This is a genomic window from Bacillus sp. XB1 (assembly GCF_053557995.1).
Genome location: NZ_JBNRIL010000002.1, coordinates 116,205 through 127,429, shown reverse-complemented (window position 1 = coordinate 127,429; position 11,225 = coordinate 116,205). Strand labels below are relative to the sequence as shown.

The window sequence follows — 11,225 nt, the reverse complement described above, 5'->3', positions numbered from 1 at the left end:
GAAGATATTTATGGGGGAGCTTATGTCTAAAAAATTAGTAAAGCCTATTTTAAATGGTATTTTATTTCTCGGCGTCTTTTTATTTGCTCATACATACTTAAAAAATGTTTCCTTCACACGTTACTTACTTGTCGTTATACCAATGTTACTCGTCGGTATTTTTGGCATCGATCTTATTTCATCGCTTTTAATAAAAAAAGAAGAATAACGAGCGAACATCTTATTTCGATAAGATGTTCTTTTCATTTCATAATCACCTTATGTTACAATAAACTTCGGCATAACGTAAGAAAGGATGAAACAACATGACAAACGAAAAAGGTTTAGATAAAGGATACGAACTTGTTGCGAAAATGCATGAAGTATTCGGACATCCTGTGACAAATACTCCAACAAAATTAACAGAAGAGCGTGCAAAAATCCGTGCAAGTTTTATGCAGGAAGAACTAGAAGAATTTCTAGAGGCAACGACTGTTGAAGATCAATACGATGCACTGATTGACCTTATTTACTTTGCATTCGGAACGTTTGTAGAAATGGGCGTACGTCCAGATAAAGGATTCGAAATTGTAAACAACGCCAACATGGCAAAACTATTCCCTGATGGGAAGCCTCGATTCCGTGAAGGCGACGGTAAGATTCTAAAGCCAGAAGGCTGGCAAGCACCGGAACCACAACTTCGTGCTGAAATTGAACGTCAGCGTCAAGAAGCTGAAAAAAACTGCTAGGATTTCCTAGCAGTTTTTTATTATGGCTTTTTTTCTGCCAATCATTAATGACCCACGTGCCCTGCGTGTCCTGCTGCTCCACTAATACTAGCTGCTCCTGCTGCTGCCCCTGCTCCTCCTGCTCCAATTCCACCTGTCCAAGGAGAAGATTGTTGTTGTTGTTGATATTGCTGATATTGTTGGTGCTGTTGGTGCTGTTGGTGCTGTTGACCTTGGTGTCCATGATGTTGACCTTGGTGTCCATGATGTTGGCCTTGGTGCCCATGATGATGGTGGTGACCTTGGTGTCCATGATGTTGGCCTTGGTGGTGATGTCCATGGTAACCATGTTGGCCTTGGTGAGTTTGATAAAGAACAGCTTGCGGATGAATGTGGTGGTGACCGTGGTGATGTACTTGTTGCCCCTGATGACCATGTTGACCTTGATGATGGTGATGACCATGATGGCCGTGTTGACCTTGATGGTGGTGATGACCATGATGGCCGTGTTGACCTTGATGGTGGTGATGTCCATGATGGCCGTGTTGACCTTGATGGTGGTGATGTCCATGATGGCCATGTTGACCTTGATGGTGGTGATGATGACCATGGTAGCCGTGAACTACTTGCGGATATCCACCTACTCCTCCTGCTACAACACCTACTCCCGGTACAGGAAATCCTGTCTGTACTCCTCCAACGAAAGATGGAAATGCAGTTGGTACGCCTACTGGTACTCCTCCCGCTGCTCCGCCAACAAATGTTGGGATTCCAGTTTGCACTCCGGCTACCGATGATGGAAATCCTCCTGTTAATGTTGGAATTCCAGTTTGTACACCCGCTACTGATGTAGAAAACCCTCCAGGTGTTCCGCCCATCCAGCTCGGAATTCCACCGTATCCTTGTTGTCCTCCTCCCATTAACATCATTTGTTCATAACTATCCGATCCACTCCCGAAGAAACCATGTGGTGCATTATTGTCCATCCCTTTCATTCCTTTCACCTCTTCTACTCAATTTAGCCTACCTTTTTTATCATATTTCCTATAGAAGAATAGGTGTTTGTCTGCACTAGAATTCCGCTTCTTTTTCTTCATTTATGATAAAATTAATTAACTGAATATTTTTTCTAGGAGGTATTTATATTGAAGAATGTAACAAAGGCTTCTATCAATGATTTAGATTCAATCGTCCATATAGATATTGACGTAATTGGAAACGATAGTAGACGAAATTATATTAAGCACACTATCCGTGAAGGCAGATGCATCATTGTAACAGAAGAAAATTCTATCTCTGGCTTTCTAACATACGATACAAATTTCTTTGGTTGTACTTTCCTCTCATTAATCATTGTTTCACCAACTAAAAGAAGGCAAGGCTATGCAAGCTCGTTAATCTCATATATGTTAAGTCATTCTCCTACTCAAAAAATATTTTCTTCAACGAACGAATCGAATGAAAGTATGCAGAAAGTATTTAACTCGAATGGTTTTATACGTAGCGGAATAGTTGAAAACTTAGATGAAGGTGACCCTGAGATTATTTTCTATACAAAAAAGCTCAGAACATAAACGCTCTGAGCTTTTTCAAATGATTTAGTTTGCAACAACGTTAACAAGTTTTCCAGGAACAACAATTACTTTACGAACTGTTTTCCCTTCAATTTGGTCTTGAATTGCTTCAAGTGCAAGTTGTTCCATTTCTTCTTTTGATGCGTCTTTACTCATTGTTAGTTTTGCGCGAACTTTACCCATAACTTGAACAACGATTTCAACTTCATCTTCTACAAGTTTAGACTCATCAAATGTTGGCCAGCTTGCATATGTGATTGTTTCATTGTATCCAAGTTTGCTCCATAGCTCTTCCCCGATATGAGGTGCAACTGGTGCAATCATTTTTACGAAACCTTCTACATATTCTCTTGGAAGTGTTTCAGCTTTGTATGCATCGTTGATGAATACCATCATTTGAGAAATCGCTGTGTTGAAGCGAAGCTCTGCATAGTCTTCTGTTACTTTCTTCACTGTTTGATGGTAAGCTTTTTCAAGCTCTTTATTTGGTGCGTCAGTAATTTTCTTACTTAATTCACCGTTATCTTGAACGAATAGACGCCATACGCGGTCTAGGAAACGACGAGCTCCGTCAAGACCATTTTCAGACCAAGCAATTGAAGCATCTAATGGTCCCATGAACATTTCGTATAGACGAAGTGTATCTGCACCGTGGCTTGCTACGATATCATCAGGGTTTACAACGTTACCTTTTGATTTACTCATTTTCTCGTTGTTTTCACCTAGAATCATACCTTGGTTGAATAATTGTTGGAACGGTTCTTTCGTTGGAACTACACCGATATCGTATAATACTTTATGCCAGAAACGAGCATATAGTAAGTGAAGTACAGCGTGCTCTGCACCACCGATATAAATATCAACTGGAAGCCATTGTTTTACTTTTTCAGGATCTACAAGTGCTTCGCTATTGTTTGGATCGATGTAACGTAGGTAATACCAACAGCTACCAGCCCATTGCGGCATTGTATTTGTTTCACGACGACCTTTTTTACCAGTCTCAGGATCAACAACATTTACCCACTCGTCAATGTTAGCAAGTGGTGATTCACCTGTACCTGAAGGACGGATGTTTTCTGTTTTCGGAAGAACTAATGGTAATTCCTCTTCTTTCACAGCTGTCATTGTACCATCTTCCCAGTGAATTACTGGAATTGGCTCACCCCAGTAACGTTGACGGCTGAATAACCAGTCACGTAGACGGTACGTTACTTTTTGATTTCCTGCGCTCGTTACTTCAAGCCATTCAATCATTTTTGCGATTGCTTCTTCTTTATTTAATCCATCAAGGAATGCTGAGTTTACGTGTGCACCATCACCTGTGTACACTTCTTTCGTAATATCTCCGCCTTTTACAACTTCCTTCATTGGAAGATTAAATACTGATGCGAATTCATAGTCACGCTCATCGTGAGCTGGAACTGCCATTACAGCACCTGTTCCGTAAGTTGCAAGAACATAGTCAGCGATCCAGATTGGTAATTTCTCACCGTTTACTGGGTTCACTGCGTAAGCACCAGTGAATACACCAGTTTTTTCTTTCGCAAGTTCTGTACGCTCTAGGTCACTCTTCATTTTTACAGCGTTAATGTAAGCTTCTACCGCTTCTTTTTGTTCTGCTGTTGTAATTTCTGCAACAAGTGCATGTTCTGGAGCTAGTACACAGTATGTTGCACCAAATAATGTATCAGGGCGTGTTGTGAAAACTGTGAATTTCTCGTCTGTACCATCGATGTTGAAGTGTACTTCTGCACCTTCAGAACGGCCGATCCAGTTACGCTGCATATCTTTTAAGCTTTCTGGCCAATCAAGCTCATCTAGATCTTCTAATAGACGATCTCCGTAAGCTGTAATTTTTAACATCCACTGTCTCATCGGACGACGCTCAACTGGATGTCCACCACGCTCACTCTTACCGTCAATTATTTCTTCGTTTGCAAGTACTGTACCAAGTGCTGGGCACCAGTTTACAGGTACTTCATCAACGTAAGCTAAGCCTTTTTCAAATAGTTTTAGGAAGATCCATTGCGTCCACTTATAGTAGTTTGGATCTGTTGTATTTATTTCACGGTCCCAATCGTAAGAGAAACCTAATGATTTAATTTGGTTACGGAACGTATTAATATTATGCTCTGTAAATTCAGCTGGGCTGTTTCCAGTATCAAGTGCATATTGCTCTGCTGGAAGACCAAATGCATCCCATCCCATTGGATGAAGAACGTTATATCCTTGCATACGCTTCATACGAGATAAAATATCTGTCGCTGTATAACCTTCTGGATGTCCTACGTGTAAGCCTGCACCTGATGGATATGGGAACATATCTAGTGCATAAAATTTTGGTTTTTCTGTCTCATCTGGCGTACGGAATGTTTTATTCTCTTCCCAGTACCCTTGCCACTTCTTCTCAATTTCTTGATGATTAAAGCTCATGAGATACCCTCCTTGAAATTCTATTTATTTTCACCGCCCAAAATACAAAAAACCTCTCATCCCTAGAAAGGGACGAGAGGTTATAGATTCCCGCGGTACCACCCTAAATTAATGTACAAATATACATTCGCTTAGATCCGTAACGTGGATTAACGGCAATTGCTACTATTAGTTTCACAACTGCAACTCAAAGGCGAGTTCATAACGAAACGTGGATTGACTTGCACCGACCGTCAACTCTCTAAACCCGCTTCTATTACTACTACTCCTTCTCACTGTTATTACACATATAAGTTAAGTGAACTATCCTTCACTTAGTATCTCTTAAGAGCTTACTTAAAGCGAGGACTTCTCGGTTAATCGTTACTCTTAATAACTAACGAATTCATCTTAAGACAGCCGAGCTATCTCCCTTGTTCTAAAGGTTGTTTTATTTAAATATATTCTAAAACATGTTACATGTTCCGTCAAACTAAACTGCAATTTTTTCTTCAACTGTTTCTTCTACTTTTACTCGTTTATCATAAATGCTCGTTGCTATAAGCGCTACTACAAGCATTACCATGATTGCTATAAACAATACTTCCATATTGTATAAATCCACAATTGCTCCGCCAACGACCGGCCCGAACATTTTCCCTACAGTCGCCGCACTATTTACAACCCCTTGATAAAACCCTAATTTATCTTTTGGTGCAAGTATATTTGCAATCGTTGGAACCGCAGGCCATACAAATAACTCACCTATTGTTAATGTTACCATCGCAACGAGGAACATCGTAAATTGCTGCGCTTGGCTTAACACAATGAATGACGCCGCAAAAATGAAAATCCCAATCATAATTTGCTGTTTTAAAGAACGCTTCATCCAACGAATTAGCATACTAACAAGTGGCTGTGCACAAACAATCATTGCTCCGTTTATCGTCCATAATAAACTATAGTGACGAAGGCTAATATTCAATTCTTGCATATGTGTTGCAATCGCTCCTTGCCACTGTACGTATGTAACCCAGCATAAAGCATATGCTACACACACGATAAGAAGTGCTTTAAATCCAGGTGTAAGTGACCACCCTTTTTTCGTTTCGACTTCTTTTTGCACTCCTGGCTCATTCTTGTCTTCCATACCGCGGAATCCAATAAAAGCAATTAAGAAGAAAACAAAGTATAAAATAAAGTTCGCTAAGAAAATATAATCAAAACGATACGATGCAACTAATCCACCACATGCTGTTCCGATCGCAATACCAACATTTTGTCCAACGTACATCGCATTAAATGCCCGTCTTCCGCCTTCTGGCCAAACCGTACCAACCATCGCATACATCGATGGGAAGACCATTCCAGAACCGAAGCCGATTAACGCTAGCCATACAACATATAACGGCCAACCGTGGAAGAACACAAGACCTAAAATTGATACAAGTGTAATCACAATCCCTACTAAAGTTGATTTATAACCGCCCCATTTATCAAATAAAACACCGCCGAGCAAGTTTCCGATTACACCAGTAAGCGAGTTGATCATTAATACCATTCCGGCCACAGATAAAGATTTTCCCAAGTGATCATGTAAATAAATTGTATTAAAAGGCCATAAAAAAGAAGCACCCGTGACATTAATAATCATCCCAGCTACTAATAGCCATACTTTCCTTGGCATAGCTTCCCCTCCTATTCTATTTTTTTCGTTCATATATATAACAGTAAAATTGTAGTCGTTTTTAAATAGGAAGGCAACTGATTAATAGTTGATGAAATTCAGATAATAGTTCGTCGGTAAATGAATTTATATTGGTTGCTTCTTGGATTATATCAGCGATTATCAGAATATATCGGCGCAACTACAAATATATCAGCGATTATTAAAATATATCGACTTACCGACAAAAAACGACAACAGTAACAATATATAAAAGGGTAGACTGCATGAAATTTTCATGCAGTCTACCCTTATTTGTACTATCCAACTTCCTTTTCTCGCTTCACACGTTCTTTAGCACTCCATTTAAACACCTTATCTAGTAGCGAGTATATTCTCCCAGATTCTTTCGTTAACAAAGGTCCTAACGATGCTAATATTAAAACATACAAAGCTGAGAACGGTTTAATCGCTGCCATTAAGCCACCCGCAATTCCAATATTCGCGACGATAATAGAAAATTCTCCGCGTGATACAAGTGTTAAACCGATATTCGTAGAAGCCTTATGCGATAACCCAGCTTTACGCCCCGCAACCATTCCAGCAGTAAAATTACCGATAAGAGTAATGAAAACTGCTCCTAATGCCAACCACACTGCTCCGCCAAGTGAAAATGGGTCTATACTTAAACCGAAGCTGAAAAAGAATATAGCTCCAAAGAAATCACGAAACGGAACGACAAGCTGTTCAATTCGATCACTATGCTCTGTTTCAGAAAAAACGAGTCCTAGTAATAATGCTCCAATTGCCTCTGCAACATGAATCGTTTCTGAAAATCCTGCTACAAAGAACAAAATAGCGAATATTACAATAATAAAAATTTCATTGGACGAAATATCTAACATTTTATTTAAAAACCGTGTAGCTTTTCTAGCAACTACAAAGAATAGTAGCATATAACCTACTGCGATTAAAATAGATGTAAGAGCACCTACAAATGATGTTGCCCCTCCAAGTACTAATCCTGAAACGACTGATAAATATACCGCTAAAAAGATATCATCAAACATAATGATTCCTAAAATTAGCTCCGTCTCTTTATTACCAGATCTTCTTAAATCAACAATTACTTTCGCAACAATTGCACTCGATGAAATTGTTATGATCCCAGCAATAATTAATGTTTCTAATAAGGGGAAACCCATTATATATCCGTAAAGTAAACCTAATATAAAATTAAGCGATATATGAACAGTTCCCCCAAAAGCAATTGATTTTCCTGATTTAATTAATTTTTTAATTGAGAATTCTAAACCTAAGTAAAATAGGAGGAATATGACGCCAACACGGCCGAGGAAGGAAATAACTTCTCCACTTTCAATAAATCTTAAATCGATAAGCCCTAAATCTGGGGCATGAGGCCCCACTAGCATACCGAGTATAATAAGAAACGGAATAATCGAGAACTTTAACTTTGCAGCGAGAATAGCTGCAAAAGCGACTAATACTAACGCAGTTCCAACTTCAAAGATTAAAGTATCCATCGATTATGAATCCCCTCCTACTGAAAGCAACTCATTAATAATTCTTTTCACTTCATGTCTCGCGCCTGATAATACGAGCATATCGCCAGCTTCAATGATAGAATCTGGGCCTGGATTAAAGAACTTCTTCATATTCTTTTTCAAAATGGCAATAATCGTTACGTTATATGTGTTTCGAACATGTAAACTACCAATTGTTTTTTGTACAACTGGTGCATTATTTTCCACCTTAAACCACTCAATTGATAATCCCTCAAAAGCCATTTCAATCGTATCTAAAGCTTGTGGCCTATATACCATTCCGCCCAATATAGCTGCAATTTGTCTCGCTTCAGAATCACGAAGAGAGACGCTTGAAATACTCTCTTCATGATCAGCATCAAAATGGTACATTTCTCTTCGGCCATCATCATGAATAACGATAACCATCTTTTCATTACCTTTTGTAATCACTTCAAACTTACATCCAATACCCGGCAGTTCACTCTCTCTAATATTCATATTTTCCGCCTCCTAATTTTTTAGTTACGGCTTTTATAAATCGACATCAATCTCCGTTTTAAAGCTCTCATCCTTTGAGATACCTAAATACTTTAGTGTCTCTGATGGAGTCGCGTGATGAAAATGTTTTTGCAATAGTGCAATCGCTATCCCTCTTTTGTACGCATGAAATCCGAACGTTTTTCGCATTGAATTCGTTCCGATTTTACCAACAACTCCAACTGCTTCTGCAGCATTATGAATTACACGATACGCTTGTTGGCGCGTAATTGAATTTGGCGTTTTATTAGATTGGAATACGTAATTTTCTCTTTTAACGCCAATAGATTGTACGTAATCTAAAAGCGCTTCTTTTACTTTTGTATTTAAATAAATATCTTGTTTAAATTTTTCATCTTTCACAGGAAGAGCATAAAACTCTTTAACAGTCCCGTCTTCATTTAATACATCTTCAAATTTCATGCTAAGTAGTTCTGTAATTTTTAATCCTGTGTTAATTCCAATAACAAATAAAAGATAATCTCGCTGGGAGTGCTCTTTTAAATATTTTTTCATAGCCTCAATTTGGCTTATATCTTTTAATGCCTCTACAACTTCCATACATGTATTCTCCTCATCTTATGAACGGTAATTTTCTCATTATGTTGTCCATTTTACCTTATCATGCTATGAGATTTCCATGTGTTATCCATTATTTTCACAATATACTCAGGTGGTTCTGAAAACTTTCAATGTGGAAACTTACGATTGTATAAATACGTTGCGGTAAAAAAATGTGGGGATAAAAGTTCAGCTTCTTTCTACAGATTGGATTCCTCCTTTCCTTATACAGCTACTTCTACTTTTATATTACGTTACTTACTTACATTATATTATACATTTCAGTAACATTAAAGTGTTTTTTCTGAAAATAATAAAAACCGAGCGTTTTTGCTCGGTTTTTATTATTAATCTTCTTTCGGAAGAACAATTCCTTTATACAATTGAACTGTAATGAAGTAATAAATCGCATAAATAACTACGAAAATTACGATTGGTATCCAAATACGGAAGTACGGATCGATTAAAATAAATCCGAAAATATTCATACCAACTAATACGTGAGCGATACCCACAATTGCTGGGAATAAGAATACTAAGAATAGCTCTTTATAAATCGATTTCGTTAATAACTCACGGCGCACACCGATTTTACGAAGCATTTGATAACGCGTAATATCTTTTGATGCACCAGAAAGAATTTTAAACATAAGACAGCTTGCCATCATTGCTAAGAACGCAATTCCAAGGAAGAATCCCATAAATACTGTTCCACTCGCAATGCCATAGAACCCACTATAAGCTTGATATTTACTATCCATTTGTTCAGCTTTTACATTTTTATATTTATCTAGCTGCAACTCGTCAAGTTTTTTCCATTCTTTTTTATATGTTAAAAAATCATCTGTTTTTCCGATAAATGCTATACCTTCTTTACCATTTATCCCATCATACATTTTTTGATCTACAATTTTAATTGCATGATCATTGTATAAATAATATGGATGGATTGTACTAAAAGCATCTGTCCATTCCGCTGAAAGTTCTTTAGTATTCGCATCTTTTTGATTCATCTCTCTAGAAACTGCACCTACCGGTAGTTCCTCTGAAACTTTTTTCGTATTTACTAAATCCTTCATAGACTTCATCTTTGCCATATCTTTTACGAAAGGACGATTTTTCTCTAAATCTTCTTTTACATAGTAAACGTATTTATCATCAACTTTGTAACGATATTCGCTTTTCTCTTTAAATGTAATACCATCTAAAATTTTCTTTTCTTCAGCTGTTGGATTATGAACTACTGAATCATATATTACTAAACCATCTACCATTTTTATAACGTTATTTTTAAATGCCATACCACCTGAAATTGCACCAGCTCCAAGTGCAACTAACATTGCCACTGTTGCAAGTACTTTTGTTAAACTATTAATTCGGAAGTTTAATTGTGCAAATGTAAAAGCATTAAGTCCTTTTTCACTACGCTTTTTATTACTTTTTAACTTTTTAATAATGACTGGAAGAAGTGAGCCAAATAGCATGTAAGTACCAGCTGTCGTTGTAATTAATGCAATAAGGATTCCCATCTCTTTTAGTTTTTCCATATAGATCATAGATGCATAACCTATACCTAATAAAATAACAGCAAGGAATGCCACTACAACTGTCTTTTTACCTTTTACTGCAACACGCTCTGTTTGTGCATCTGCATGTACTAGTTGCAATACAGAAATACGTGACAATTTAATACTGTTCATAATTGCTGATAATACAAATAGTGCAAAGAAGAAGATGCAAGTAACAGTCATAGATGGTAGATAAAATGCTTTATACCCTTCACCAGCAAATTCAAGCTGTTTCATTAATAACTGTCCAATACCTTCTGCAAGTCCTACTCCAACTGCAATCCCGATTGCAAGAGACGCAGCACCTAATACGATTGTTTCAATAAACATAAGTAATGTAACTTTATGTTTTTTCGCACCTAACATCATATACATACCGAACTCTTTTTGACGAAGAGATAATAAGAAAGAGTTTGCATATAAAATGTAGAAGAACGTTATAATTGCTAATAAAAATGATCCTGCTTGGAATACGAATCCAATAGATTTAATCACTGAATTAGATTCTAAAAATGCTTTATTCAGTGCTAACGTTTGGAACATGTAAAAAATTGAAATCGACATGACAAGACCGACAAGTAAGACGATATAATCTTTCAGCTTACTTTTCAGCCCCGACATGGAAAGTTTAAATAACATACTGGAACCTCCTT

At 37.5% G+C, this 11,225-nt stretch carries 10 protein-coding genes and 1 other annotated feature; of the genes, 3 read left to right on the top strand and 7 right to left on the bottom strand.

Translation table 11 applies throughout. From position 1 onward, the window contains the following. Window positions 1-22: 22 nt before the first annotated feature. Entirely contained in the window at window positions 23-208 is a 186-nt protein-coding gene (locus ACK1U5_RS15895; protein ID WP_000038781.1) for a hypothetical protein, read from the top strand. A 97-nt stretch (window positions 209-305) separates the two neighbouring features. After that, window positions 306-728, top strand: a complete 423-nt coding sequence (locus ACK1U5_RS15890; RefSeq protein WP_113710583.1) for a pyrophosphohydrolase domain-containing protein — start codon at window positions 306-308, stop codon at window positions 726-728. 44 nt (window positions 729-772) lie between these two features. Here ACK1U5_RS15890 and ACK1U5_RS15885 read toward each other — a convergent pair whose 3' ends face one another. Next, complete coding sequence (locus ACK1U5_RS15885) at window positions 773-1,702, bottom strand: hypothetical protein (protein ID WP_113710582.1); 930 nt, start codon at window positions 1,700-1,702, stop codon at window positions 773-775. Between the two features lie 150 nt (window positions 1,703-1,852). On the opposite strand from ACK1U5_RS15885, the gene ACK1U5_RS15880 reads away from it, so the two are divergent. Further along, a complete protein-coding gene (locus ACK1U5_RS15880) occupies window positions 1,853-2,281 on the top strand; it encodes a GNAT family N-acetyltransferase (protein ID WP_000800325.1) in 429 nt (142 codons plus the stop codon). Window positions 2,282-2,305: 24 nt separating this feature from the next. On the opposite strand, the gene leuS is transcribed toward ACK1U5_RS15880, so the two are convergent. The 6 genes from leuS to ACK1U5_RS15850 all read right to left on the bottom strand — a co-directional run bounded on the left by leuS (window position 2,306) and on the right by ACK1U5_RS15850 (window position 11,211). Then, complete coding sequence (gene leuS, locus ACK1U5_RS15875; RefSeq protein ID WP_113710581.1) at window positions 2,306-4,714, bottom strand: leucine--tRNA ligase; 2,409 nt, start codon at window positions 4,712-4,714, stop codon at window positions 2,306-2,308. A gap of 65 nt (window positions 4,715-4,779) precedes the next feature. After that, window positions 4,780-4,999, bottom strand: a binding site (T-box leader). A 187-nt stretch (window positions 5,000-5,186) separates the two neighbouring features. After that, window positions 5,187-6,380 (bottom strand): MDR family MFS transporter, encoded by a 1,194-nt coding sequence (locus tag ACK1U5_RS15870; protein ID WP_048568012.1) that lies wholly within the window; start codon window positions 6,378-6,380, stop codon window positions 5,187-5,189. Window positions 6,381-6,679: 299 nt separating this feature from the next. After that, on the bottom strand, window positions 6,680-7,903 hold the full coding sequence (locus tag ACK1U5_RS15865; RefSeq protein ID WP_000380174.1) for a cation:proton antiporter: 1,224 nt from the start codon (window positions 7,901-7,903) through the stop codon (window positions 6,680-6,682). A gap of 3 nt (window positions 7,904-7,906) precedes the next feature. Next, a complete protein-coding gene (locus ACK1U5_RS15860) occupies window positions 7,907-8,404 on the bottom strand; it encodes a cation:proton antiporter regulatory subunit (RefSeq protein ID WP_016110821.1) in 498 nt (165 codons plus the stop codon). 33 nt (window positions 8,405-8,437) lie between these two features. Further along, window positions 8,438-9,004 carry a tyrosine-type recombinase/integrase gene (locus ACK1U5_RS15855; RefSeq protein ID WP_000454205.1) on the bottom strand — a complete coding sequence of 189 codons (567 nt, stop codon included), beginning with the start codon at window positions 9,002-9,004 and terminating at the stop codon, window positions 8,438-8,440. Between the two features lie 347 nt (window positions 9,005-9,351). Further along, complete coding sequence (locus tag ACK1U5_RS15850) at window positions 9,352-11,211, bottom strand: FtsX-like permease family protein (RefSeq protein ID WP_000897799.1); 1,860 nt, start codon at window positions 11,209-11,211, stop codon at window positions 9,352-9,354. Between the last annotated feature and the right edge of the window lie 14 nt (window positions 11,212-11,225).